The sequence below is a fragment of the Moraxella sp. CTOTU48841 genome, from assembly GCF_032061225.1.
Classification (GTDB): Bacteria; Pseudomonadota; Gammaproteobacteria; order Pseudomonadales; family Moraxellaceae; genus Faucicola; species Faucicola cinerea.
The window spans coordinates 463,640-490,424 of record NZ_DAMBFQ010000001.1 but is presented as its reverse complement, the minus strand read 5'-3'; the positions used below and the strand labels follow the sequence as shown (position 1 = coordinate 490,424).

Genomic DNA, 26,785 nt, shown 5'->3' with positions numbered 1-26,785 from the left:
AAGGCATCAGCTAACTAATAAGTCATAGCGCATTGTTTTTAAGTAGAAAGAAAATTACCACAGCATTGTCATATTAAGTTACATTTTAATTTCATAATATAGCTTCATACAAAATTACTTATCCAGCACAGAGAAAGGTGTATGACAATGAAAAAATCGACATTATTAACTAGCTTATTTTTAGCGGGCTCGTTCGTGGCTTCACCCGTTGTTTTGGCAGACCCCGGTCATGGTAAAGCTCAATATAAACAAGAAAAAAACTGGAAACAGCAACAACAACACTATAAAGATGACCGCAAAGAAAACCAACGCTACAACACAAACCATGATAGAGACCGCGACAGAGGCGACAATAAATACTACGATAGTCGTACGGGTCGCTACCTAACCCACGATCAGTATCGCCAATTGCCCCCAGGACTGCAAAAAAATGTCGCACATGGTAAAGCGGTACCACCAGGCTGGGCAAAAAAACTAGACAGTCGTTATTACAGCGTCAAGCGATATAATGACCGTAATGTCTATGTGTTAAATAACAATGCTTATCGCCAAGCAAAGGTTATCAGTCGCCCGCGCCCAGGTGAAGTGCGCCTACGTGTTGACAACCGCGTACTTGATGTCATTGAAGCGACACGTGTTATTTTAAATGTGCTTTAAATAACGCATCATTTTACTGTAGAGTTTGAACAACCCGTCTATTTAGGCGGGTTTTTTCTTATTTACCCATAGCAATTATTTGTCAATTTTTCGCTCGGGTGTAGTATCAACGTTAATCGCGCCTTTTAATAGTTCAGGATTTAGTGTTAAGCCTTGTGCTTGCGCGTGTTTTGGGCTCACGTATAAAGTTAATTGGTTCATCACTTCGGGTTTAACTTGAGTGACAGGTGTACCATCCAAAATTTTGCCTACCATTTTGCCTGTGGCGCGCCCAAAGTCATAATCATTGACACCGAGTGCTGCCGTAGCGCCGCGGCGGACGCTAAACTCATCGGAGGCGATGATGGGAAGTTTTAGTGCATTGGCTGATTGCACCATTGATTCAAATGCCGACGCCACATTATTGTCCATTGAGGTATAAATCAACTGGGCTTTGCCGCCAAGACTGTTAGTTGCCATGGCAATATCAGTCGGACGGTTGGCTGGGATATCCACTAAGTTCATGCCACGCTCTGGCAGCGCAATGTTGAGTTTATCTCGCAGCGCCACTGAATTCATTTCACCTGCGCTAAACACATAGCCAATGGATTTGGCTGACGGCATGATTTTTTGTATAAAGTCAAGCTGCGGTGCTAGCGGTAATTGGCTGGATAAACCTGTGATGTTGGGCTGAGTCGGGGTGTTTTGTTGAGTAATGAGTTTGGCGGCAACAGGATCTGACACCGCTGTATAAACAATCGGTATCTCTTTGCTAGCGGCAGCCAACGACTGAGCGGTAGGGGTGGAGATTGCCACGATAGCATCAGGTTTGTCAGCAACAAATTGTTTGGATATTTGTCCTGCCGTTGCTGTATTGCCTTGTGCAGATTGAAAATTTACCGTCAGATTTTGCCCTTTGATATACCCTTCAGCAGCCAATTCATCAAGGATACCTTGGCGAATGGCGTCGAGCGATGGGTGCGCCACAATCGCAGAAATGGCGATGGTTTTATTGGGTTTTTGGCTGGCAGTGGCTGAGGGTTTGCTAGACGTGTCTGCAGCTTGCGCGGCTGGTTTCTGAGGTGAGCAGGCGGCTAAAGATAAACCAAGAAGGGCGCAGATAGCGGATAATTGACCGTGTGTGGTTGACAACATAGTATTCCCCAATCATCAAAATTATTTTGTGAGCAGAGTATATCATTTCAACGTACTAGTTTGCTATAACATAAATGAAAGTTTGCTATCCTCTATACATATTATACATAAGTTTTTTATTGCTTAGCGGTTTTTATGAATATTGGTCTATTAAAAATGTTGTAAATATTGCTGTCTGAGTAGGTTTAATTACATAAAGCGCTTAATGGAAACAAAAAGACCTTAATTGAAACATAAAGAATCAAAATAATTGGATATTTCATGAAATTGTCATAATAAAATGGTATGAAAATCTTTCGATATCTTTTAGAATACAAATTCTACTCGCAGCATTATTTATCTTTTTTAAACGATTCGTTGCAGCGTTGATTAAGTTAAACATGTCTGTGCTTAGTAAAGGTAAATGATTCACAGATGGAATCATCGTACACTAACTCAACAAGGAGGCTATATGAACTCATCAAACTTGATGGCAGGCGTATTAGTAGTTGGTGCTATTCTACCTTCGGCTGAAGCACCCCATTATTGCCAATACAATAAGTCAGCTAATCCGGTTAGAGCCAATCGAAAATCTATACCCGTTCGCATCAGCGTTAGCAAAAGCGACCGTTAATCGGGCGACATTATCGATTTTTTGATATTTAGGATAGCTTAATAAAAAAACCGCTGGTAATTATCAGCGGTTTTTTGTTGTGATCAAAAAAATGATTAAGAATGTGTCAAAATGTTTCAGCTCATCGCAATCAATCACAGTTAAGCCAGTTAAACCCATTAAGCAAGGGTCGCACCCGCAGGGATATGGTCATCTAAAGTAACAACCGTCAATTGACCGGCTTTTTCAGCCGATAAAATCATACCTTCAGAAATACCAAACTTCATTTTTCGTGGCGCAAGGTTGGTGACGCAGACCACGGTTTTACCCACCAATTGTTCAGGGTTATAAAATTTGGCGATACCGCTAAACACATTGCGCGTTTTCACATTGCCCTGCGCATCTGTCTCACCCACATCTAGGGTAAATTGCAGCAATTTATCTGCACCTTCCACGTTGTTGCAGGCTAGTACTTTTGCTACGGTCATCGTGACTTTGGCGAAGTCATCGATACCAATCAATGCGTTAGCATCAGTGGAGTGTTCGCTAGCGGCGGCTTTGGTTTTACTCGCGCCAGATGGTCCAGTTGCGGCTTGATTGGCGATAGCAGGCTGCTTGTTTAAATCTTCTTTTGAGGCGTCCACCATCGCAGCAACTTTATCTTTGTCAACCCGCTGCATCAATGGGGTAAAGGCGTTAATGGTATGCCCGACCAATAACGCATGACGGCTATCAAAATCTAGGCTGTCAACATTGAGAAAAATTCGTGCTTTCTCACACATCAATGGCAATACAGGGGCAAGATAAACCACCAACTGACGGAAGATATTAAGCGCGACGGTACACACCGCTTGTACTTCGGCTTGTTGGCCTTCGACTTTGTTAAGAGCCCACGGTTTTTTGTCGTCGATGTACTCATTGGCTTTGTCTGCACACGCCATAATCAAACGCATGGCTTTGCTAAATTCGCGCGCTTCATAAGCAGCAGCGATGTCTTCGCCGGCATCAATGATTTGTTGCACTAAAGCAGGCTCGCTGATTGTCAGTGCCAGTTTACTACCATGGTTTTTATGGATAAACCCTGCGCAGCGGCTAGCGATATTGACGACTTTACCCACCAAGTCTGAATTGACTTTTTGCATAAAGTCTTCGAGGTCAAGATTGATATCTTCGACACTGGCAGATAATTTGCTAGCAAAGTAGTAACGCAAGTATTCAGGGTCAAGGTTTTGTAAGTAGGTATCAGCTTTGATAAAGGTGCCGCGAGATTTACTCATTTTCTCGCCATTGACAGTCAAGAAGCCATGCGCGTTGATGGCAGTTGGGGTTCTAAATCCTGCGCCTTCAAGCATGGCTGGCCAAAACAGGGCGTGGAAATACACAATATCTTTACCGATAAAATGATAAACTTCGGTGTTGTTATGATTTTCTTTTGACCAATAGTCATCAAAATTTAAGCCTAAATGCGCACCTTGTTGGTCACACAAGTTTTTGAAACTTGCCATATAACCGACGGGCGCATCGAGCCACACATAAAAATACTTGTCGGGTTCACTGGCTGGGGTGTTTGGGATTTTAAAGCCAAAATACGGTGCATCACGGCTGATATCCCAGTTAGCAAGCCCTGCATCAAACCACTCTTGTAATTTGTTGGCGATAGAGGTCTGCAGGCGACCTTCTTTACGCGTCCAATTTTGCAAAAATTCGCTAAAGTTGGGCAGATTAAAGAAATAATGGATGGATGATTTCAAAACAGGCGTTGCACCTGAAAGCGTTGAGTAAGGATTTTTGAGTTCGGTGGCATTGTAGGTCGTGCCGCAGACTTCGCAGTTATCGCCGTATTGGTCTTTTGCGCCACATTTTGGGCATTCGCCTTTGACAAAACGGTCTGCCAAAAACAAGCCTTTTTCTGGGTCATACAGCTGTTCAACTGCTTTGTGCGAGATATGACCGTTTTCATACAAGCGATTATAAATCATCTGGGAGTAATGCTCATTTTCAGGGCTATGGGTTGAGTAGTAGTTGTCAAAATCAACCAAAAATCCCGCAAAATCTTTTTCATGGGAGGCTTTGACATCGGCAATTTGCTCTTCAGGGGTGACGCCGTTGGCTTCTGCTTTAAGCATAATCGCTGTACCATGGGCATCATCGGCACATACATAGGTTACTTGATGACCCAATGATTTCATAGCGCGTACCCAAATATCGGTCTGGATGTACTCAACCAAATGACCCAAATGAATCGGACCATTGGCATAGGGTAGGGCGCTAGTAACTAAAATTTTTCTCACAATACACCTATCATTGATTTGTTTAAAAAAACGTTATTATTGCTGTATGATAGCTTAAATCGCATCATTTCCCAACCAATGGGCATCAATCAAACAAGAAAAATTACTTTTCACACAGATATGTTCAATCCGTCTCTGTGAAAATTGGCAATAAACCCCACTTAACAGTGGTTAAAATCGTTAAAATAACAACATTGGGGTAAGCAACTATCATGTTCAACTTTATCAAACCAAAAACCGTGGCAACAGTGGATGAGTCCACGCTTAATCAGTTATTTGATGAATATCATGTCAATAACCAACCAATTCGCCAATATGTCAAAGGGGCTAAACAGCAAGGTAATAGTCTGACATTGGATTTGCGCTTGCCCGATGATTGCAATCCTGAACAAATCCATCATGATTTGAGCCAAAAGCTGCATATTCATGGGGTCAGTGAAGTGAATATGAATATTACCTTATTTGACAGCACTACTGCGCCAAAACCTACGACCAAAGGCAGTGGCTCAACCCTACCTAAAACTACCAATGCCATGCCACCTGTCACTCAGGCCGCGCCACAGAGTGACAAATTAGTCACAGATACCCCTGAACCTGCGATTGCCAAAAAAGCCACTACCCAAGCAGAATTAACACCGCATCCACGTATCGCACATATTATTGTGGTGGCTTCGGGCAAAGGCGGCGTCGGCAAATCGACAACGACAGTGAATATCGCCTTGGCGCTGCAAAAAATGGGCAAACGTGTGGGCGTGCTGGATGCGGATATCTATGGCCCGAGTATTCCAAGTATGCTTGGCGTGGCAGGTCAGCAGCCGCAGCTCGAGCATGAGCAATTTGTACCGATTGCAGCGCAAGGTATGCCGATGCTATCTATCGGTAGCTTGTTGAGCGATGACACTACCCCGATTGCTTGGCGCGGTGCCAAAGCGACAGGCGCACTGATGCAGCTTTACAACCAAACCAACTGGCCAAATCTTGATTATTTGGTGATTGATATGCCACCTGGGACGGGGGATATTCAGTTGACGCTTGCCCAGCGTATTCCTGTGACCGGTGCGGTGATTGTGACCACACCGCAGCATATCGCCTTACTAGATGCGCAAAAAGGCATTGAGATGTTCCGCAAAACCCATATCCCTGTGCTGGGCGTGGTAGAAAATATGGCGCTGCATACTTGTAGCAGCTGTGGGCATACCGAAGCAATTTTTGGCGAAGGTGGCGGTGATAAAATGGCAGCACAGTATCGAGTGCCACTACTGGGGCAATTACCACTGGCGAAAGGCATCCGCGAGCAAGCCGATAAGGGCGAGCCGTCCGTCATTGCCAATCAAGGCGCAGGCGATGAATTTGCCGACTATTATCTCAATATCGCTAAAAATATCGAAGCTAATATCGCAAAATTTGCCAAACCGCATGATAATAATCGGATTTTCTAAATTGAAATCTGATAGTCAATGCGAGCGTATTTGAAAAATTACAAGCCTGTTTGCATGTTAAAATTCAAACAGGTTTTAAAATAATATAAGCCCCAATTAACCATGTCTTCAATTGGATGAGTTATGCAAAAAACGCTATTTAAAATTGCTAAAATGGATTGCCCATCTGAAGAGCAAATGATTCGGATGGCATTAGCGCCCAATACCCGAATTCACTCGCTAGCCTTTGATATTGCCAATCGTCAGATGACAGTAATTCACGAATGCGATGCTGCAGTGATATTGCAGCAACTACAGCCGCTAAATATTGACAGTTCTATCATTGGCTCGGAACTCACCCAAGTGACTGATGCAGCCAATAGCAAAACTAGCAACGATCACCAACAAAGCAAATTGTTATGGCAAGTGCTTGCTATTAACTTGCTGTTCTTTATCATAGAATCCGTGAGTGGTTGGCTAAGCGGCTCGATGGGATTGGTCGCTGACAGTCTTGATGTGCTCGCTGATAGTTTTGTGTATGGCTTAGCGCTATTTGTCGTGGGTCACTCCATACAAACCAAACAGCTAAATGCTAAGGTTGCAGCGATGGTTGGGAGTGGCGCGGTTAAAATTTTACGCTTGTCTAACAATTAAGCTTGCAAGTACTTTTTCAAGTGAAAAGGCAAGCAATCTGCCGAAAATACGTTAGACGAATAATTTAGTTAAATCTAAATTGCCAAAGTTTGCATCGGTTTTAAGATGATAAAACTGGTTAAAAGTTACTTGATAGCCGCTACCGACATTATCAAGCGTGACAGGCACACCGAGCGGAAAATTAATGCGTTGTGCCACATGCCCAAATGGGAAGTCAGTGTAGATGGGTCGCCCTGTCGCTTGTTGGATAGTACGGATGACGGAATCAAAGGTGTAATCGCCATTGTAAGCATCACTGATGCCGCTAAAATTAAATTTGCCCAGCACAATCGCTTGCTGTTTTGCCAAAATACCTGATAACACCAAGGTTTGTAGCATACGCTCGATACGGTACGGCTGCTCACCAGTATCTTCCAAAAACAAAATCCCGTTGTCGACAGTTGGCATATACGGCGTGCCCACCATCGCAGATAACACGCTAAGATTACCACCCCATAAGATGCCTTTTATCGGCTTAGCCAAAGGACGCGCAGTGTCACGATAAAGCTGAGCTTCTGGCACTTGGATACGTAGCTGGTTCTGGGTACAAAGGTTGATAAAGCTTTGGATGGTATCGGTATTCACCTCTGTTTTGCCAAAGTCACTACTGAGCATTGCCCCTGCTACATAAGGGAGATGACCTTTGGCGTACAGGGCAAGCTGCAAGGCAGTAAAATCACTAAATCCCATCAACAGTGTACCGCGCTCTTTGAGTTTTTGCGTCAGCATTCGCCACTGCTGATCACTTAATTTGTTGAGCAAACGCATCGCGCCATAGCCGCCACGCACGCCAAGTAATATCTTGGGCAGCTCATGTACAGGTCGATTGAGTAACGCGGTAATATCGCCCAAGCGCTCGCTGTCTGAACCTGCAAAGCGCAAATAACGGCGACCAATCACTTCTGGATTGTCGATATAAAATCCGGCTTGGGTGAGTCGGTGAATCGCCAGTAAGTTACGCTGTTCGTCACTGCCAAATCCCGATGGTGCTACCAAATGGAGGTGGACACCGCGACCTTTGAGGGCTTCACAATTGGCTTTGATGGTCGCAAAGTCCCATTGGGGGGTCATGGGTGTTGCGCTTGGCTCGCCAAAAGCCATGTTATCAGCATCATTGTTTGACCCATAGCGCTGTGAAGGTTGGCTAATCACTTGCCCGCCAATGGTCAAATCCGCTTTTGCGCCCGTTACCGTCGCTGCCGATAGCGCTATCCCTGTTTTTAGCAGTCGACGCCGCGTCAAGCCAGCCAAGTGGGTGGTAGTCATGTGGGCGTGGGTATTCGCCATTTTTTGAAACATTTTATTATCCAAACAAATTCATCGACTTACAAAATCATGGTTAACTAATCGGGTATTTTAATCAGGTATATTCATCTTGTTGTTGGTATCTGCCGAGATACCATAATAAAAAACCCCTGTCGCCACCAAACTCGATACCGCTACAAACATCATATCAAGCGCAGCTTTGTGCATAATATATAAATTCAATAGCGCAAAGACCACGAGCGCGATGACAAAAAAAATCGCCGCGTATTGCCATTTTTTATCATTTGGGATGGATGAGCCTTTGTACCGAAAATGACGGATACTAAAGCCACTGGCGTATGCCACCAAGCCCAGCACTAACCATGCAAAAAAATTCATCGCTTATTCTCTATCAATCGTTTGGGGTGAAATTTGGATATGATTTATCAAATCAAGCAGCAAACCAAGCTCATCAAGTCAAGCAACAACTCAGGTGATTAAAGGTTGGTGGTTTGCTCGCATGCCACTTTATAGACAGTATTGCTATCTTTGTAAATAAAACCCAGATACGGACTGTCAAATTGCGGGTTTAGGCTTGCAAAACTATCGGTGATTTTGGCGAGCACGAACACGCGGTCGGGACGGGCGATGACTTTTTCTAAGTATTGATGTTCATCGGCTTTGATGTCAAAGTATTTTTGTATATCTGGGCTGTCAGTGGCGATGACTTGCATGGCTTCAGGCTTGTCCCAGTTTTTGCTAGGGTCGTTAAACTCGCGCATTTGCATGGCGTAACTTTCACCATTTTTACTATCACCATTTTTGATGATTTTTATTTGGGCAGGTTCTGTATGGCTGACTGTGTAACAGCCCACAAACACATCATCGCTAGCGGCAGGTTGTGATAGTGCTGACGACGGTTTTGCGCCATCGCTGCTAGTGGTTGCAGGGGATTGGGGCTTGTTACAAGCCGCTAAATTTAGGCTTAGCGCACAGACCATAGCCATACCCACCTTGGTCAACACAGCTGACACGAGCGCACGAGATTTTTTTTGCATAGACGTCCTTTACAACCAGCAGATAGCAACGATAAGCGCTTATTATAGACGCTTTGGCATGGCTTTTTATGCTTTTTTTTCTTATACTGAGGGCGGTTTTTGATTGTTTTGCTGTTTCATATGGGTTGTTATCTATGTCAAATCATGCCTTAACGCCCCTTGTGGGTCGAACTCTTGCTTACACTGATGGCGCCTGCCGTGGCAATCCTGGTAAAGGGGGCTTTGGTGCTGTGGTGATTTTACCTACCGGTGAGCAAATTGATATTTGCGGGGGTGAGGCGCATACCACCAACAACCGCATGGAGTTGATGGGTGCGATTGCCGCACTGGAAAACAGCCCAAAAGCGTTACCGATTCAAATTTGGTCAGACTCTAGCTATGTCATCAAAGGTATCAGTGAATGGCTGGCAGGGTGGAAAAAGAAACATTGGAAAAATGTCAAAAATGTGGAATTATGGCAGCGACTTGATGGGCTGTGCGAGCAGCGACAAATTGACTGGCAATGGGTCAAAGGACATGCCGGTCATGATGGCAATGAATATGCCGATAAGCTTGCAAACCAAGGCATTGACCAACTGCCCAAAACCTTTAGCAAAGTGATTAAAAACCCACCCAATCCTACTACTGATTTTAACGATATAAAATCCGATTTTAGTGATAAAAACCCTGATTTTGATGATAAAAAAAAAGACCCGCCCATGAACCCAATATCAACCGATAACAACCCAGTCCTCAATCACTCAGCGTTAACCCGCAATTTTAGCGATACGTCTTTTGATGACGCGCAAGACCTAGAGTTTGCCGACAGTGAGATAATGGGGGATATCTTTTTGCAGGCACTTGACGGTGAACCCGCCGCAAGCACTATTCAAACAAGCAATACCCAAACAAGCAAGGCTCAAACCCGCCATACTCAAGCTAGCCATACTCAAACTAGCCATACTCAAACTAGCATCGATGTATCAACTCAGTCATCGTTAGGGGGACAGGCAACTGACTTGCCAACAAGTGCTAACCCACATTTTGCGGTGTTTACCAACCCACAAGGGCAATTTTTCCCGCAAGATGACAGCTTGATGGCTCAACGTCCCGTGTTTAACGGTATCACCAGTCAGCCCAACCCGACTTTTATACCTTTATTGCCCATCGCCAAACACAAAGGGACTGCCAATCGCCAGCTGATTCTCGATACTGAGACCACAGGGTTTGAAGCGCAAAATGGTGACCGTATCATTGAGGTCGGTATTGTTGAGATGATTAATCGACGTTTTACCGGTGAAAAACTACATGTGTATATTAACCCAAAAATTGAGATGGGTGAGGAAGTCATTCGCGTTCATGGCATTCACAATGCGTTTTTAAATGATATGCCCGTATTTGAGCAAGTCGGTGAAGCGATTTATGACTTTCTGCAAGGCGCAGAACTCATCGCGCATAATGCAGGGTTTGACATGAGCTTTTTGCAAGCTGAGTTTGCGCGCCTTGGCTTGCCCGATATCCACCAAGCCGTCACTGTGACAGACAGCCTTGCCATTGCCAAACGTATGTTCGCAGGGCAGCGCAATACCTTGGATGCGCTGGTTAAACGTCTCAATGTCGGTAAACAAGACCGTACCTTCCACGGGGCGTTACTCGATGCCGAGATTTTAGCGGAAGTGTATCTGGCGATGACTGGCGGACAGGTTGCGTTAGCGATTGATGATGAGGTCGGCGGCGGTGTGGGCGGCGCAACTGAGCATCAGCGTTTTAGCACGACTATCAAGCGCTTTTTAGCGAGTAGTGATGCTGAGCAGGCGCATCTTGAATGGCTTAACGCCTTAAAAGATAAAAACCCGCAGCTGGCTGAAAACTGGGCGAGTGTTTAACAATAAAAATTGTCTCATTAAATCTTGTCACGTCATTTCTTTGATGGGCAAAATTTCATGATAAAGTGTAATTATTGTGCGGGTATTAACACTTTGACATAGACACTGGCATAGGGACGTCTTACAATAATCAGCAATAAGCGTAGCTGTCATAGGCGCGTTGGATTAATATGCAAGTCTACGTTAAAAACGCCTAAACATTGTCATTTCACCTTTATCACCCTAAAATCATTTTGGATAAAAAAACATGAGTCTGCCAAGTCCTAACTCACAAAAACTAACGGCCACCAATTTTGATTTGCCTTCATTGCATTTATTAAGACCTGAAATTGCCGTGACGCTACATGATGCCGAGATGCATTTAAGTGAGTTTAATGACGATAGCAGTCAAGCGCCTTTGCTACTTGATTCCGTGGATACCTTGGCGCAATTGGCAAAAGTACTGCGGTTGATTCAATTAGAGGAAGGCTATGAACTTGCCAATAGTCTATCTGCAGGACTGCAAAAACTCTATGACGAGCGCGACCAACCCAATAATGACATGATGATGGATGTGTCAGAAGGTATCATGACGTTGGCGCGTTATATCGAGTTTGTATTACTTAAAGAGACCATTGAACCCTCGTTGTTGTTGCCGATTATCAATCAACTTCACAGCGATTTGAATCAGCCAGCGCTGCAGCTATCAGACCTAACTGCCAATAAAAACAGCAGTATCGTCATTGCCAATCCAGAACAAAATTACCAACCGTTAAAATCACTCGGCATTGACCCAAAAAAACTGGTGGAAGCTTATCGCGCAGGCCTAAGCGTGGCGCTCACCGCACAAAGCAATCAATTATCGCCTAAAGAGCGAGACAAACTCAAAGCCATGCAAGCTGCGTGTGAAATGGTTTCAAAACGTACCGATAGTTTGTTTTGGCATGCCGCTGATGCGGCGGTATCCGATTTGGCAGGGGCTTTACCGCTTAGTAACTTGCAAAAGCGCGCGCTGATTTTTGTTGAACAACAATTTAATGACTATCTGCCTGTCAATGATTCTCGTTTTGCTGATTTGGTGCAGTTTGCCAGCTCAAGAGATAGCCAGCTTGCCCTGCAAGTCCAACACAAATTCTCAGCCAATACCTTAAACGAAACCCAGTTAACAGCCATGCGTCGCTTCTTATTTGGACCTGACTGTGAAGCGACTAGTACGCTCAACCACATCATCCAGCAAGAAATCGATTTGATTAAATCTGCCAGTGACAGTTATGCCCGCCAAGTTAATCTCAATTCAAGTACAGATGAGATTGATAGCATGGCCCAGCGTTTGCATGATTTAAGTAATGTGTTTAAAACCTTAAATTTAAATGAGGTGAGTGCGGCGCTGAATCAACAAACTGGCAAAGTAAAAACTTGGACGCAGCCAACGCCTAATGATTTTGATGAATTGCTTGGCACTTTAATGATGGCGGAAAATGCGGCGATTAACCTGGCAAAATCACATACCCCGGGTGCGGTGATATTGCCTGTGTACAACCAAACAATTTCGCTACATCAAATCGAAACGGCTCACAACACGCTCGTCCAAGAAAGCCGTACCGCGATTACCACCATTGAAACTGCGCTCAATAATTATCTAAATGACGCCGACAAAGATATTCTACATATCACGCCTGTGCCTGATATCATGCGCGCTATCTCGGGTGCTTGCTTATTTTTAAACTTACCTCGACAAAGCCAACTGCTCAAACGCGCTGCCACAGTGCTACAAAACTTAATCGAGCAAAATGATTGCAGGTTGTCAGAGTATCAGCTTGCTAGCATTGCCGATATTGTGATGTCAGCAGATTATTATCTAGAAAGTCTTGAAACGAACAAACCCGCAGGCAACCATGCAATGTATGTCGGCTATCGCAGCTTACAACACATGCTTGTGGCCTAGGGTAATTTGGTAACCAACATGACCACATTACACCATGATTTACTTATATGTGATAACGATAAGTTCGCTTGTATAGGCGGACTTCCTTTTTTTTATCGTTGTGAGGACGTGCCTGCTCAGGCAGTTAAAGTAAATACCGATGAGGCAGGCAACAGTATTTATGCCATTGCCCATCAAGATATCGACTTGTCGCAATTGCCAGAAGCGATTACAGGGCAGATTGAGTTTCTGCGCTTTCGACATCTGATTGGCAGCCTTGATGCGCTACAAACCAGCCAATTAGCCAAAGCCATGCAGTTGTTACGCTGGCGTCAAGATCATCAATTTTGTAGCCGCTGCGGTACGCCCACGGAGTTACACCCCGTTGAAAATGCCACCGTTTGCCCTAGCTGCCATTATCACCAATATCCCAAAGTACAGCCTTGTATCATCACCGCCATCATCAAAACTACCGCGGATAAACCGCAGATTTTGTTAGCGCATCATCTACGGGCGACAGATAGCAAAATGTATACCGTGCTGGCAGGTTTTGTGGAAGTGGGTGAGAGCTTAGAGCAATGCGTGCATCGTGAAGTGATGGAAGAGGTAGGGTTATCTGTCAGCAATTTGCGCTATTTTGGCAGCCAACCGTGGCCTTTTCCCAGCAATTTAATGGTAGGCTTTATTGCAGATTACCAAAGTGGCGATATCATCATAGATAACAATGAGCTGATGGATGCCCAATTTTTTGATGTAGATAGCTTAGATGAAAACGGCCCTATCATCCCACCAAAAGGCACGATTGCTTACCAACTGATCGAATGGGTGAAACAGCATTACCAATCTTAAACGGATTGATTAAGTGACTTGTTTTCATCATTTGTCTTGATGATTTGTCTTGATAGGTTATGGGCGAAATAGGCATGAGCTATGCTAAAATATACACTGATGATTATAGTGAATAAAAATTGAGCCATGTCTGATAGCCAACCTGTTTTCAAGGTACCCAATCTATTTAATAATTTAAACCTAAATAGCCTAAGTGTCGAGCATCAACGATTAATACAACAAATCGACCAAGTCCTGCCGCAAACCCAATGCGGGCTATGTGGTCATCCTGAAGGCTGTCTGCCGTATGCCACATCCATTGTCACACTGGGCGAATCGCATAACCAATGCGTGCCCGGTGGGCAATCAGTCACCGACCAAATCGGCAAGTTGCTTGGGCGTATACCGCTGACGGCTGAAACCTCAAAATGGCAAACGGATCCCGCTACCAATCGTCCGATGGAAATGCGAGCCATCATTCGAGAAGAAGATTGCATTGGCTGTACCAAATGTATTCCTGCATGTCCTGTCGATGCCATTATTGGCTCAGGCAAACGTATGCACACCATTTTTACCGACCTATGCACAGGTTGTGAGCTGTGTTTGCCACCCTGTCCAGTGGACTGCATCGAGTTGGTGCCCTTCCCACGGTTGATGGATGACGCGACAAGACAAACCGAGCAAGACGGATTACGCGCGCGCTATTACGCCCACCTTGACCGTATCGAACGCCAAGTCAATGACAACACCAATGCCAAACCTGTGGTCAGTATGGTACAAGCCAAACTCAATGATATCAAAGTCGATATCGATGCAGCAGCGGCTAAAAACGCCATTGAAGCGGCAAAACTACGCACCCAAATCAAAAAATTAGAAAAACAACTTGCCGTACGCGCTGATGACAACAAACAAGCCTTGGTGCAAGCCTTGCAGCAGCAACTTGCGACACTGCCATAACTTAAAGAGTGCATAATGGTTGCCAACATCAAACCAAAAATCCAAGTGCCCAAAACCGCAGAGACGCCGCCCTCACGGCGCATGCCCAATAAAAACGTGTTGCCTTTTTTCCAAAAATTAGCCGCAGCCATTGAAAAACCAGAGACGGAACTGGAATATCAGAGTAACTTTGAATTGTTGATCGCGGTCATACTGTCGGCACAAGCCACCGATGTCAGTGTCAATCTGGCTACCCGTAAATTGTATGCCGTTGCCAATACCCCGCAAGCAATTTTGGATTTGGGTGAAGCGGGGCTAAAAAGCTATATCAAAACCATTGGGCTATATAATAGCAAAGCCAAAAATGTGATGAAATGCTGTCAAGACTTGGTGGATAAATTTGCTAGCGAAGTACCGCAAACCCGTCACGAGCTTGAAAGCCTAGCGGGGGTAGGGCGAAAAACTGCCAATGTGGTGCTCAACACCGCCTTTGGGCAGCCCACTATGGCAGTGGATACCCATATTTTTCGTGTCGGCAATCGCACAGGCTTGGCATCGGGTAAAAATGTGCGAGAAGTGGAAGATAAACTCATCGCGCGAATACCACAGGACTATATATTGGACGCGCACCATTATTTGATTTTGCATGGGCGTTATACTTGTAAAGCTAGAAGTCCCGAATGTGGCAAATGCCCAGTGTATGACGAATGTATGTTTAAAGACAAAGCCAAGTTTATTGAAAAATAAGTTGCTTTAAATAAAACCAGGAAATAAAACCAGAATATTAAACGACCAATTTTTTTAATTCCAAACTTGCCTATGGATATTCATAATTTCCTAGAAGTTGCGGCGGGAAAAAATAGAGAAAGCCAACAGACTTTGCTATAATCAACCCACTTTTAGGCTACTTTTTTACAAGCAGTTTTGTAAACAACTTTACTAACAAAAAGGAAAAACTCATGGCAGATTTTAACCAAATTCTTGATGCGGGTGATGTTGATGGCGGCGTGATTAACGTGGTTATCGAGATTCCAGCGGGTTCAAACAACAAAATCGAATGGAACCGTAAACTTGGCGTGATGCAACTTGACCGCGTAGAGCCACAATTATTTGCCAAACCAACCAACTATGGTTTTATCCCACAAACCCTTGATGAAGATGGCGATGAATTAGACGCACTGATCATCACTGACACCCCGTTACCAACAGGCATCTTTATGGAAGCCAAAGTCATTGGCGTGATGAAATTCGTGGATGATGGTGAAGTGGATGATAAAGTGGTCGTGGTACCTGCCGATGACCGCAACAACGGTAACGCTATCAATACCCTAGCAGATTTACCACAGCAACTAATTAAGCAAATCGAGTTCCATTTTAATCACTATAAAGATTTGAAAAAAGCGGGCACAACCAAAGTTGAAAGCTGGGGCGACATTGAAGAAGCCAAAGCGGTGATTAAAGAATCACAAAAACGCTGGACAGAACAAGCCTAATGGCTGGTCTTGAATGTAGCTAACGCTTAAGTTCAAAAACCCTACCCACAAAGTAGGGTTTTTTTATTGCTATTTTAGCCCTCGTTTTTTACAATGACGGCATTTTTTTATTAAGTTGTTTCAAGAGTCGTTATGCAAGCCACACCGTTATACTATCGTCTCGCCATGTCGCTGTTAAAGCCACTATACCGACTAAAACTTGCGAGCAAAACCACCTTGCCTAATGAAAAGCAGCAACGCTTCGGTAAAGTGTTTCCTGAGATTCACACCCATCAGCCGATGATTTGGTGTCATGCGGTGTCACTCGGTGAAACCAATACCGCCGAGCCGATTTTAAGAGATTTGCTCGCGCAAGGCTATGCACTGTGGGTGACCAATACCACCCATACAGGCTATAACCGCGTCGAGCAGTTGTTTGCGTCTGAGATAGCAGACGGCAAGGTGTACCATAGTTTTGTACCGGTTGATAGCAAAGCGGTGATTGATAAATTTTTGACCCATGTTCAACCCGTCGCCGCGTTATTTATCGAGACTGAGTTGTGGGGCACCACGCTTGCTGAACTGAACAATCGTCAAATTGCCACGATTTTGGTCAATGGTCGCTTGTCAGAAAAATCTTTTAAGGGCTATCAAAAAGCTACCAAGCTTAGCCAAAGTATGATGGAGAATTTAAGCCTTATCATTGCCCAAGACAGCGATTCTGCCAAACGCTTTCGCCAATTGGGCGCTACCAGTGACAAAATCCGCATTGCCAGCTCGCTTAAATGGTCTAGTAAAACCAACCCATTGATGCTAAGCCGTGCCGAAAAGTTACGAGAAAGTTGGCACTTGTCAGATCGCGCCTTGATTTTGGCAGCCAGCACCCATGAAGGCGAAGAATTGGCAATTTTAGACAGCTTTTTAACCGTAAAATCCCAGTATGCCAACCGTCATCCGCTGCTCATTATCGTACCACGTCATCCTGAGCGGTTTGATGATGTCGCTAAATTGATTGATTCCAAAAATTTGCCGGTGATTAGGCGTAGTCAAGATGGCGAACCTGCCAAAAATGAGAGCGTCTATCTGGCAGATAGTATGGGTGAGCTTGGCGTGTGGTATGCACTCTCGGACATTGCCATTGTCGGTGGGTCTTTGGTCAATATCGGGGGGCATAATCCGATTGAAGCAGCCATTGTCGGCAAGCCAATTATTATGGGTCAATATACCCAATCTTGCCAACTGATTGTAGATCAGTTAAAACACGCGGGTGCATTGGTGCAAGTCAATGGTAGTGATGAATTAACGCAGCAACTGGCTCACTGGCTTGCCAACCCAAAAGCTGCCCAAACCGCCGGTCACGTCGGGCAAATTTTAGCAGAAAAATATCAAGATGCGACCAAGCAACAACTTGCCATGATCATGCAATGTATCGCTGATAATAAGGAACAGCTTATAAAATCAGAAATTCAAAAAATTGACCATGAACCTGTGGCGAGTGATGGTCGAAAGTTCATTGACGATCTGTAATCTATGAATTAACCATTTATATAGATTGCAAATGCAAAAAAAAGGACTAGCCAAGCTAGTCCTTTTTTATCAGTCAATTTTGTAGTCTATTCTTGTACTTCGGTTTTGTACTTTGGTTTTATAAGCCAGTATTCGGCTATTTCATAAACCAGCCGTGACTTGCGATAAATGATTGACCTGTCATCGCATTGGTTGGGAAAGCCGTTAAAAATAAGGTCAATTGAGCGATATCATCGGTTGTGGTAAATTCACCATCAACGGTTTGACCTAGCATCACATTTTTCACCACTTCTTCTTCAGAAATGCCTTTTTCTTTGGCTTGTTCTGGGATTTGTTTTTCAACCAGTGGGGTTTTGACAAAGCCTGGACATACCACATATGAGCGCACGTTGTGGGCTGCGCCTTCTTTAGCCAATACGCGGGATAGACCTAACAGCGCGTGTTTGGCGGAGACGTACGGCGCTTTTAGGGCTGATGCTTCATGCGAGTGGACTGAACCCATATAAATGACGGTACCTACTTTATCATTCTGATACATGTATTTAAGTGCCGCTTTGGTAGTCAAAAAAGCACCATCTAGATGAATGGCAATCATTTTTTTCCAATCAGCGTAGCTAAATTGGTCGATGGGGTTGATGATTTGGATACCGGCATTGGACACCAAAATATCAATATCCCCAAATTCTTGTACCAGTTTATCCACGCCAGCATTTACCGCGTCTTCATTGGTCACATCCATTGCAATGGCGACTGCTTTACCGCCTGCGGCTTTGATTGCATCCACGGTTGCTTGCGCCGCATCTGGGTTGATATCTGCAATACCTACCGCAGCGCCTGCTTTGGCATAGGTTTCTGCGATATCGCGACCGATACCACTTGCAGAGCCAGTGACGAGTGCGACTTTACCGGTTAAATCAGTAGTGAGTTGGGTAGCCATATTTTTCTCCTTAAGTTTTTATGACAAATCGGTTTTATTATGACGGTTTTACTTATTGAAAATTAATTATTGAAAGTTACTATCGGGACGGGCTTGCGCATCGGCAATGTAGTCCACCGCTACTTCACCCAACGCAAGGGTGAGATTAGCAATAATATGAGAGGTTTTGACGATTTCTAGGACAGGTAATTTTGACACGGGTGCCATCACATGGTCAAATAACTGTAAGGTAGCAGGTCCTGTATAGGCTGCTTTAACTTCTACGTCGGTCAAATAATAGCGCACCAACTCGCAAATACGCGGCGTGCCATCGACATGGGGAATAAGTTTTAACAAATAATTGGGCGTTTTTTCCATATTGTCTTTGATAGTGGCTTTGTCCAGCTCATCATATTTATACGCCATAGTGCCTGTGGCCACACGTACACTACCATAGTCGAGGGTGCCAAGTAGCGTGTCGGTGTTGTCAACGGTTAATACAGGCGACGCCATTTTTTTGGGGAAACCCCACAGCTCACGCCCGCCCGCGGTAGGTCCAAAGTCATCTAAAAACATACAATGGGTATAATTGGCATGACGACCTTCGGCATCAATCACCTCAATCACTTGTCCCGATTCGGTATAATTGCCAAAACCTGTGCTGTTGGGCATACGGATAAACTCGTAACTCACCAGTGCGTCATCAGTGATTTGGAGTGGCTCAGGTACAATAGCGCGCAGTTTTTCGGGATCGGTGCGGTAGGTGATGATAAAGTATTCGCGGTCAAAAAATTCGTAAGGACCATTCGAACAAGGTGGGGCAGTAAAAGGCATAAACGTCGCGTTATCTAAGATATCACTAGCTTTCATCAGCTTTCCTTTTTATCTCGTTATGTTATCCATTCATGTTATCTAATTATGCAATATTATTTAATTTTATCGTTATGACATGAAGCAGGAAATATCATACACCTTTATGCAAAATCAATCCCAAGACAAAATTGTTATGATGTTGTAATGATTTTTTCACACCTGCATCCGCTTAACTTTGGCGATAGCAAGTTATCTGACGGCAAGGTAGGGCTGTTCTTATGGGCTAGTTAACAGTGCATGACCGCAGAGCACACTCACGGCATTCTCAGTGCGTAAGATGCGATTGCCAATATGCGCCACTTGGCAGCCAGCAATTTTGAATAATTCGACTTCATAATCGATCCAGCCCCCTTCAGCCCCAATCACTAGCACATGTGGCAGGGTATTGTCCCACACTTGGGTAAACTGCTCATTGGCATAAGGATGTGCCAAAATCGCCTGTTTATCCGCGATTAAAGCAGGTAGTTCATCTTCAATAAAGGGTTTTAAGCGTTTTTTGAGGCTCACGGTCGGGCTTACGGTATCGCAGGCTTGTTGTAGGCCTTCATGGATATAGTTATCGAGCTGAGTTAAAAATGGGGTTTGCCAGTAGCTCTTTTCACTACGGTAACTATTGACCAAGATAATATGCTGGACACCCATCGCCGTCATGTCCAAAAATAGACGACGCAATACCTTGGGGCGGGGAATTGCCAAAATAACAGTCAGTGGCAGTTTGGCAGGTGGCGCAATAGTACAGTGGATTTGCGATAAGTCGATACTTGAATCATGGATATTGCTCACAACGGCTGTGCCTAAATGCCCATTTTTGATACCGACTTTCACCGTATCGCCCAATGTCACTTTAAGCACCTGTTTTAAGTGCATCACGCTCGTTTTATCATCAATAATAGCGGTCGATGAGGTATTTTGCGGTAGAAGAATGATATTCATAAGGATAAATCTTAGACAATAAAAAACCCCAAAACTTAATTAAGTCAGGGGTTTTTTTAAATATGGCGGAAGCTGAGAGATTCGAACTCTCGAAGGGCTCGCACCCTTGCCGGTTTTCAAGACCGGTGCATTCAACCGCTCTGCCAAGCTTCCAAATTGTGGTGGCTATTATATACAAGTGAAATAACAATGCAAGCATTTTTTTACGTTAATGCAAAAAATATTAGCAAAAGAAAGCTAAATAGAAAGTTGGATAACTATGCTGTATACCTTGGCTTAATACCTGAGCTTCATACTTTGCACTGATGTTAAGGATAATATTGAAGCAAAAAACGCTCAAAAACCCACCAATCCTGCGGCTAAAAATATTGATACAACGGATTGTTTTAGTGCCTCCATGTGACCCATTGCAGCTTAACAATAATGTTGAAAATTACCTTGCTGATACGTTATCACATTGTTAATATACGCAGCACTGCAATCCATTAGATTTTCTAATGATTGCTGATAAAATTCTAAACGTTGTGCGACTATTTGGCTAAATTTGTTCCACAATTTTTATCGCAAATGTAACCTTATCCCAGTTTTAGGGTTCGTCAGATAAAGGAGTGTATCTGTCATGATACCTATCGATACCACGACACTCGTGGAACCCCCCAAACCCCGTAAATGGTACCAAATTCTGTATGTACAAGTGATTATCGCCATTGTACTGGGTATCTTGCTTGGCGTCTTTGCCCCAGAAGTGGGCGAGGCAATGAAACCACTGGGTGATGCATTTATTAAATTGGTTAAAATGATTATCGCCCCCGTTATTTTCTTGACAGTGGTGACGGGTATTGCTGGTATGAGCAATATGAAGCGAGTCGGTCGTGTTGCTGGTAAAGCGATGCTGTATTTCATTACCTTTTCAACCTTGGCATTGATCATCGGTCTTGTGGTTGCCAATGTGTTGCAACCTGGCGCGGGTCTCAATATTGATCCAGCCACACTGGCAACAGGGAAAGATGCGGCTAAAGTGTCTGAGTATGTTAGCAAAGCGCACGATAGTACCATTACCGGTTTTTTGATGAATATCATTCCGGAAACCATGGTAAGTCCACTGACAGAAGGAAATATCCTGCAAGTGTTATTTGTTTCAGTGCTGTTTGGTGTTTCGTTAGCATCCGTGGGTGATCGTGCTCGTCCCGTGTTAAACTTCTTTCAAGAGTTATCTGCGCCTGTGTTTAAAGCGGTTGAAATCTTGATGAAAGCTGCGCCAATTGGGGCGTTTGGTGCGATGGCATTTACCATTGGTAAGTATGGCGTGCACTCACTGGGTAACTTAGCCTTTTTGATAGCCTGTTTTTATATCACTTCATTGCTATTTGTGCTGGTAGTACTCGGTGCTGTGGCACGTTATAACGGCTTTTCAATCATCAAGATGATTAAATACATCAAAGATGAATTGCTATTGGTGCTAGGCACTAGTTCATCAGAAGCGGCACTACCAACCTTGATGCAAAAACTTGAACGCGCAGGCTGCGAAAAATCAGTGGTCGGTTTGGTGATTCCAACAGGGTATTCATTTAACCTAGATGGTACCAACATCTATATGACCATGGCAGCGTTATTCATCGCACAAGCCTGTAATATTGATTTGACTTTGACCCAAGAGATTACGTTATTATTAGTCGCAATGTTAAGCTCAAAAGGCGCGGCAGGTATCACGGGCGCTGGTTTTATCACCTTGGCTGCCACTTTGGCGGTGGTGCCAACTGTGCCAATCGAAGGGATGGCACTTATTTTAGGGATTGACCGCTTTATGTCAGAGTGCCGTGCATTGACCAACCTAACCGGTAATGCCTGTGCGACGATTGTCGTGTCACGTTGGGAAAATGCGCTAGACAAACAGCGCTTGGACGCAGCGCTCAATGGTCACCCATTACCACCTATTGAGCATCATCCCACTGTATGATTGTATAAAGAATAAGCCTAGAAAAGATAAGCGTATAAAAGCGTTGATTAATCGTAAAAAACCCAAAACAGTTGCGTTTTGGGTTTTTTTATGGCGCTAAAAATGCTTATTTTGCCGTATCGTTTGCTTTGGCTTCTGGCTCATTGGCTGTCTCCTCAATCGCTTCAAAAATCACCTCATCGGATACCCCTTGACGCTTCAGCTTTTCGATAAAACGGCTGTCTTTGGCGAGTGAGTAGCCGACATTCTCGGCATCGAGTCCCCGGCGAATATATAAGCGAATCAAGCCTTGAATACGTGGAAAACCATGATTTTTGGCAACTTGTGTCAACAAATCCCGCATTTCTTCAGTGATTTTGATATGGATAGGAACCATGACTTGTTGATTTTTTTTGATTTTAGTAATCATTTGCATGCCTCGCGTGTGATCAATTTTTAGCAATCAAGCTAGATATAACCAAATTATCAATTAGACGGAAAATTTAGCGCAATTAGATATCTTTAACCTAGTGTAATTATTTCATTGGCGATAAACAAGCAAGGCAAACGTAAAATTCCTACAAAAATCTTAGCCAAATGTTGCATTAGCTTAACGCTGGATGCGACAATCAAGCCAAATTTCTTTACAAAATTTGTTGTTCCCAATAGGTCTGTACCGATTTATCACATTGATAAACCTTCTCAACGATGCGATCGGCAGGGGCATTATTTACTTTTTTTACCAATTCAACCCACAGCTCAGGCGTACCGAATTCAATAATCACATTGAACAGGGGCGTCATATCGCGCTGCAACAACGATTGGTCAATCATATATGCCGCAAACACACACGCTTTCGGGTTTTTATCAGCCACGGCGCGATAAGCCATGCCATCAAGCAAGGCTGGCACGGTGATTTTGAATTCTGGTAAAAGCTGCATGGCCAAATGCGCGCTATCAGGCAGCTTGATTAGCTCGATAAATTGGGTGATTAAGCTTTCATAATAAGATTTATCATCTGACGACAGTTTACCTTGCTGATGATCGCTCACTAGCTGGGTGATGCGGTCTTTATTAATCGTTTGTTGTAGAGTCAAAAATTGAGATTGGGTAGGGGAAAACGACAGTGTCATAAGTAGTATCTTATCAATAGTACCTTATAGTACTTTAGCAAGTGAGATAATAGGATATTAAATAAAGGCGTATTAAATAGCAAATTGCTAAACTTTGCTCATAAAAAAACCCATTCACAAGGGAACGGGTTCAAAATATACAACAGAATTTGGCTTGATTGGCTCTCCAACCTGGGCTCGAACCAGGGACACATGGATTAACAGTCCATTGCTCTACCGACTGAGCTATTGGAGAACAGATAATCAAGTGGTGCGTATATTACTGAGATTTAAAAAATGAGTCAAGCATTTTTTAGCAAAAACATCAATAAAATTCATGATGCAAAATGACCCATAGCAATCAAAATGACTCATAGCAATAACGATAGATAAAAAATGCTACATAAAAAAAGACCTTTAACAAGCGTTGTTAAAGGTCTTTTTAATATGGCTCTCCAACCTGGGCTCGAACCAGGGACACATGGATTAACAGTCCATTGCTCTACCGACTGAGCTATTGGAGAATAAGCGGTAGAATTTTTTGTTAAACCTGCAAAAATCATCGCAGTGTTTAAGTGGTGCGTATTTTAGCAAATTAACCGTGACTGTCAAGCCCTAAATCAAAAAATTCTTTGGATATTTTTATTTTTGACCAGATTGTAGCTAGTAATCAGCCAGTTACTGATTGGCTATTGTGATGATAAGGCGAATTTGCTACTTTAGCGATTAAGGCATCGCCATATGGGTCAAGTTGGCTCACAGCATTGATTTACAGCTATGTTAGTTCACATCTGAGATGCCGAGGTTAATAATTTTTTATGCTAGTTGTTATATCAATTAAGAAGGATCTTCATTGTGGCTAATTCCGTTGAATTACAGCAAAATTTGCAAGTTGCCCCTTTACAAAACGAACTTACCATGTCTGTGCTGATGACGCCTGATTTGGCAAACTTCACTGGCAATGTGCATGGCGGCGATTTATTAAAGATGCTTGACCAAGTGGCTTATGCTTGTGCCAGTCGCTATAGCGGTAGCTACGTGGTGACGCTATCGGTGGATCAAGTGATTTTTCGTGAGCCGATTCATGTAGGGGAGTTAGTCACCTTTTTAGCAAGCGTCAATTATGTGGGTAAAACTTCGATGGAAGTGGGTATTCGAGTGCAGGCTGAAAATATCCAAAACCGTACGATACGCCATACCAACAGTTGTTACTTTACCATGGTAGCGGTGGATAAACATGGCAAGCCCACCCGTGTGCCACCCCTTGAAATCAAAGATAGCCCGCAAGAATGCCGCCAAAAAGCCGCACAGATGCGTAAAGCATTACGTTTTCAAAGTAACAACATTCCCCAATGTGATATCAAATAGGCAAAAAAATGCGTCATCAATATCCCGCTAAAAAAACCAACACACCGTTAATTCTATCAGGCTCATTAAATGCTAAAAAATTAGCCTTGCTAGCCTTGTTGACATCGACTGGTATTACGACGTTGGTTCATCCTGCTTACGCCGAATTAATCATTCAAAACAATCCAGTTAGTGCTCAAACACCAGTTACGACTATCAATGAATTGCAAACCCAGCCCACGGATGCATCGCTTGACAAGCTTATCAAGGTGCTACATATCGATAAAATGATTGATGAAATGATTGCCCAACGCCAGCAAGCGGCCTCTATGATGAAAGGGCTACCCCAAGAATTGCCTATGGATGAAAATGCGGGTATTTTTAGCCGTCATGCGCAGAAACAACTTAAAAATATCTTTGTTAAATATAGCACCGTCTTGGGACAGCAATTAGACCAACCCATCTCTAAACAGCAACTGCAACCAGCTTATCAAGCGATTGCCAAAAAAACCTATACCCAAGCTGAAGTCGATGCCCTCAACCAATTTTATGAGACCCCAATGGGACAACGCATCTTGAGCAAACAATCGCAAGTTTCCAGTGAGTTTGTGCAGGTGATGATGCCGACCCTGATAGGTGACACAACCCAATTAGAAAAAGCGATGCCAAGCTTGCAAAAAGATATCGAAAAAATCTTTAAATAACTAGTTGACAATCCATGACAAGTCTATATAATACGCGTCACTTCGATGATATTGAAGCAACTTGATTGGCTAATAGATTGCCTGTCAGGGTCGTTAGCTCAGTTGGTAGAGCGTCTGCCTTACACGCAGAATGTCGGCGGTTCGAATCCGTCACGACCCACCAATTTGACAAGTTTGGGTCATCGTCATCAGCTACCGTGCAGTGGTAGTTCAGTTGGTTAGAATACCGGCCTGTCACGCCGGGGGTCGCGGGTTCGAGTCCCGTCCGCTGCGCCACTTATTTTATAAGTGTTAAAAAACGAAATTTTCAAAGTTTTATGCCTCAAATCTCCCCTGATTTGAGGTTTTTTTTGGCTTAAATTTTATACTAAGTTATTGATTTTAAAAAATATATTATTTCATACATTTTTCTCTTGATGTAATTAGGAACATTGATTTTAATTGTTAAGTTGAAAAGATATATATTTCTAATATTTAAGTAAAACTAATGTGACCAAAACGTGACCATTTTGTGACCAAAAATTTTGGCTGACGGCTTGCAAGGTCGCAAGCCGTTGTTAAAACACAAGAAACCTAGCGAAAATCAAAAACATTGGCGACAACGACTAAATGCTTGGAGGGGCTATTGTTATGAATTCTGTGAGGCGTGCATATACTTGAACAGTCGTCTTAAGTCATTGGTTTCCCCAAATAATACTAAAACCGTATTAGGCTCAATGACAAAATCTGGATGCACAATGCCATCAATTTTAGATTGCGTTTGATTTCGACCAAAACCAAATTGGTTTTGGTGAAATGAAATGGTGGTTAACAGCATCACATTAAACTGATTGATTAAATCAAGCGCGTGAACTGTTTTACCGTAAAATGTAGGCGGTGTCTGTATTTGAACAATACTATAATCATTATCGAGTTCAAACGAATCAATTAAGCCATTTAGCGAGAGTTTTTTTGCCCAGTGCGTTGCCGCCTCGTTTTCAGGTTGGATGATATCATCAACCCCCAATGCTTGTAGCACTTTTTCATGCAGGGGGTTAATCGCTCGGCTAATGATATATTTGGCATTAAGATTTTTGAAGAGGGCAGTGACCATCACGTTTTGCCCTTGGTCTTCACCAATGGTAATGAGCACCACATCTGTTTGGGCGATGGGTAACCCCGAGACGGCGTTTTCACTGGTAGAATCGATACAAATCGTGTGCGAAATGGATTCTTTGTAGCGCTCAACTTTATCCATATCGATATCAATGCCAATGACCTCATGCCCTTGACTGGTGAGTTTGGTGGCAAGTGATGAGCCAAAATTGCCTAGACCGACGATGATGTATTTCATATCTATACCTTA

General features: G+C 43.6%; 25 protein-coding genes and 5 tRNA genes. 16 read left to right on the top strand and 14 right to left on the bottom strand.

The annotated features are described in order from the left end of the window. The first annotated feature begins 147 nt into the window (after nt 1–147). Complete coding sequence (locus tag RT034_RS02125; RefSeq protein ID WP_313013031.1) at nt 148–657, top strand: hypothetical protein; 510 nt, start codon at nt 148–150, stop codon at nt 655–657. Between the two features lie 75 nt (nt 658–732). On the opposite strand, the gene RT034_RS02120 is transcribed toward RT034_RS02125, so the two are convergent. Further along, complete coding sequence (locus RT034_RS02120; RefSeq protein ID WP_313013029.1) at nt 733–1,791, bottom strand: ABC transporter substrate-binding protein; 1,059 nt, start codon at nt 1,789–1,791, stop codon at nt 733–735. Between the two features lie 451 nt (nt 1,792–2,242). Here RT034_RS02120 and RT034_RS02115 point away from each other — a divergent pair, with 451 nt between their 5' ends. Beyond that, on the top strand, nt 2,243–2,404 hold the full coding sequence (locus RT034_RS02115; protein ID WP_007116336.1) for a hypothetical protein: 162 nt from the start codon (nt 2,243–2,245) through the stop codon (nt 2,402–2,404). Nucleotides 2,405–2,562: 158 nt separating this feature from the next. Here RT034_RS02115 and metG read toward each other — a convergent pair whose 3' ends face one another. Beyond that, on the bottom strand, nt 2,563–4,674 hold the full coding sequence (metG, locus tag RT034_RS02110; protein ID WP_313013025.1) for a methionine--tRNA ligase: 2,112 nt from the start codon (nt 4,672–4,674) through the stop codon (nt 2,563–2,565). A gap of 212 nt (nt 4,675–4,886) precedes the next feature. Between metG and apbC the strand changes: the two genes are divergently transcribed. Both apbC and RT034_RS02100 read left to right on the top strand, forming a co-directional pair. Then, nucleotides 4,887–6,113, top strand: coding sequence for an iron-sulfur cluster carrier protein ApbC (apbC, locus tag RT034_RS02105; protein ID WP_313013021.1), 1,227 nt, complete (start codon nt 4,887–4,889; stop codon nt 6,111–6,113). A 123-nt stretch (nt 6,114–6,236) separates the two neighbouring features. Beyond that, nucleotides 6,237–6,746 (top strand): cation efflux transmembrane domain-containing protein, encoded by a 510-nt coding sequence (locus RT034_RS02100; protein WP_313013018.1) that lies wholly within the window; start codon nt 6,237–6,239, stop codon nt 6,744–6,746. 51 nt (nt 6,747–6,797) lie between these two features. On the opposite strand, the gene RT034_RS02095 is transcribed toward RT034_RS02100, so the two are convergent. The 3 genes from RT034_RS02095 to RT034_RS02085 all read right to left on the bottom strand — a co-directional run bounded on the left by RT034_RS02095 (nt 6,798) and on the right by RT034_RS02085 (nt 9,088). Continuing rightward, entirely contained in the window at nt 6,798–8,084 is a 1,287-nt protein-coding gene (locus RT034_RS02095; protein WP_313013014.1) for an LD-carboxypeptidase, read from the bottom strand. A 57-nt stretch (nt 8,085–8,141) separates the two neighbouring features. Continuing rightward, on the bottom strand, nt 8,142–8,429 hold the full coding sequence (locus RT034_RS02090) for a hypothetical protein (RefSeq protein WP_313013011.1): 288 nt from the start codon (nt 8,427–8,429) through the stop codon (nt 8,142–8,144). Nucleotides 8,430–8,527: 98 nt separating this feature from the next. After that, nucleotides 8,528–9,088 carry a hypothetical protein gene (locus RT034_RS02085; RefSeq protein ID WP_313013009.1) on the bottom strand — a complete coding sequence of 187 codons (561 nt, stop codon included), beginning with the start codon at nt 9,086–9,088 and terminating at the stop codon, nt 8,528–8,530. 134 nt (nt 9,089–9,222) lie between these two features. Between RT034_RS02085 and dnaQ the strand changes: the two genes are divergently transcribed. The 7 genes from dnaQ to RT034_RS02050 all read left to right on the top strand — a co-directional run bounded on the left by dnaQ (nt 9,223) and on the right by RT034_RS02050 (nt 17,619). Then, complete coding sequence (dnaQ, locus tag RT034_RS02080) at nt 9,223–10,953, top strand: DNA polymerase III subunit epsilon (RefSeq protein ID WP_313013007.1); 1,731 nt, start codon at nt 9,223–9,225, stop codon at nt 10,951–10,953. Between the two features lie 247 nt (nt 10,954–11,200). Then, a complete protein-coding gene (locus tag RT034_RS02075; RefSeq protein ID WP_313013005.1) occupies nt 11,201–12,877 on the top strand; it encodes a hypothetical protein in 1,677 nt (558 codons plus the stop codon). 18 nt (nt 12,878–12,895) lie between these two features. Then, complete coding sequence (gene nudC, locus RT034_RS02070) at nt 12,896–13,705, top strand: NAD(+) diphosphatase (protein ID WP_313013002.1); 810 nt, start codon at nt 12,896–12,898, stop codon at nt 13,703–13,705. 126 nt (nt 13,706–13,831) lie between these two features. Further along, a complete protein-coding gene (locus RT034_RS02065) occupies nt 13,832–14,641 on the top strand; it encodes an RnfABCDGE type electron transport complex subunit B (protein WP_313012999.1) in 810 nt (269 codons plus the stop codon). 81 nt (nt 14,642–14,722) lie between these two features. Continuing rightward, nucleotides 14,723–15,367 (top strand): endonuclease III, encoded by a 645-nt coding sequence (gene nth, locus RT034_RS02060; RefSeq protein ID WP_313013341.1) that lies wholly within the window; start codon nt 14,723–14,725, stop codon nt 15,365–15,367. A gap of 212 nt (nt 15,368–15,579) precedes the next feature. Next, the gene (locus RT034_RS02055) at nt 15,580–16,113 is read left to right on the top strand and encodes an inorganic diphosphatase (protein ID WP_065252420.1); all 534 of its coding nucleotides are present in this window, start codon (nt 15,580–15,582) and stop codon (nt 16,111–16,113) included. A 132-nt stretch (nt 16,114–16,245) separates the two neighbouring features. Beyond that, the gene (locus RT034_RS02050; protein WP_313012995.1) at nt 16,246–17,619 is read left to right on the top strand and encodes a 3-deoxy-D-manno-octulosonic acid transferase; all 1,374 of its coding nucleotides are present in this window, start codon (nt 16,246–16,248) and stop codon (nt 17,617–17,619) included. Between the two features lie 136 nt (nt 17,620–17,755). Here the strand turns inward: RT034_RS02050 and RT034_RS02045 are convergent, their stop codons facing one another. The 4 genes from RT034_RS02045 to RT034_RS02030 all read right to left on the bottom strand — a co-directional run bounded on the left by RT034_RS02045 (nt 17,756) and on the right by RT034_RS02030 (nt 20,494). Next, nucleotides 17,756–18,556, bottom strand: a complete 801-nt coding sequence (locus tag RT034_RS02045; RefSeq protein WP_313012992.1) for a 3-hydroxybutyrate dehydrogenase — start codon at nt 18,554–18,556, stop codon at nt 17,756–17,758. 66 nt (nt 18,557–18,622) lie between these two features. After that, on the bottom strand, nt 18,623–19,405 hold the full coding sequence (locus tag RT034_RS02040; RefSeq protein ID WP_313012990.1) for an acetoacetate decarboxylase: 783 nt from the start codon (nt 19,403–19,405) through the stop codon (nt 18,623–18,625). Nucleotides 19,406–19,624: 219 nt separating this feature from the next. Further along, nucleotides 19,625–20,341 (bottom strand): 16S rRNA (uracil(1498)-N(3))-methyltransferase, encoded by a 717-nt coding sequence (locus RT034_RS02035; protein WP_313012988.1) that lies wholly within the window; start codon nt 20,339–20,341, stop codon nt 19,625–19,627. A gap of 63 nt (nt 20,342–20,404) precedes the next feature. After that, nucleotides 20,405–20,494: transfer RNA gene (locus RT034_RS02030), tRNA-Ser, on the bottom strand. 466 nt (nt 20,495–20,960) lie between these two features. Here RT034_RS02030 and RT034_RS02025 point away from each other — a divergent pair. Continuing rightward, a complete protein-coding gene (locus RT034_RS02025) occupies nt 20,961–22,298 on the top strand; it encodes a dicarboxylate/amino acid:cation symporter (RefSeq protein ID WP_160002139.1) in 1,338 nt (445 codons plus the stop codon). 106 nt (nt 22,299–22,404) lie between these two features. On the opposite strand, the gene RT034_RS02020 is transcribed toward RT034_RS02025, so the two are convergent. The 4 genes from RT034_RS02020 to RT034_RS02005 form a co-directional block, all read right to left on the bottom strand. Beyond that, nucleotides 22,405–22,707 (bottom strand): CopG family transcriptional regulator, encoded by a 303-nt coding sequence (locus RT034_RS02020; RefSeq protein ID WP_313012985.1) that lies wholly within the window; start codon nt 22,705–22,707, stop codon nt 22,405–22,407. A gap of 214 nt (nt 22,708–22,921) precedes the next feature. Continuing rightward, a complete protein-coding gene (locus tag RT034_RS02015) occupies nt 22,922–23,410 on the bottom strand; it encodes a hypothetical protein (protein ID WP_313012983.1) in 489 nt (162 codons plus the stop codon). Nucleotides 23,411–23,569: 159 nt separating this feature from the next. After that, a tRNA-Asn gene (locus tag RT034_RS02010) sits at nt 23,570–23,645 on the bottom strand. A 192-nt stretch (nt 23,646–23,837) separates the two neighbouring features. Continuing rightward, nucleotides 23,838–23,913, bottom strand: a tRNA-Asn gene (locus tag RT034_RS02005). 394 nt (nt 23,914–24,307) lie between these two features. On the opposite strand from RT034_RS02005, the gene RT034_RS02000 reads away from it, so the two are divergent. The 4 genes from RT034_RS02000 (at nt 24,308) to RT034_RS01985 (ending at nt 25,716) form a co-directional block, all read left to right on the top strand. Continuing rightward, entirely contained in the window at nt 24,308–24,757 is a 450-nt protein-coding gene (locus RT034_RS02000) for an acyl-CoA thioesterase (RefSeq protein WP_313013336.1), read from the top strand. An 8-nt stretch (nt 24,758–24,765) separates the two neighbouring features. Next, entirely contained in the window at nt 24,766–25,440 is a 675-nt protein-coding gene (locus tag RT034_RS01995; protein ID WP_313012981.1) for a DUF2059 domain-containing protein, read from the top strand. A gap of 87 nt (nt 25,441–25,527) precedes the next feature. Next, nucleotides 25,528–25,603: transfer RNA gene (locus RT034_RS01990), tRNA-Val, on the top strand. Between the two features lie 36 nt (nt 25,604–25,639). Next, nucleotides 25,640–25,716, top strand: a tRNA-Asp gene (locus tag RT034_RS01985). Nucleotides 25,717–26,068: 352 nt separating this feature from the next. Here the strand turns inward: RT034_RS01985 and RT034_RS01980 are convergent. Beyond that, on the bottom strand, nt 26,069–26,773 hold the full coding sequence (locus tag RT034_RS01980) for a potassium channel family protein (RefSeq protein ID WP_065252425.1): 705 nt from the start codon (nt 26,771–26,773) through the stop codon (nt 26,069–26,071). Nucleotides 26,774–26,785 lie beyond the last annotated feature (12 nt).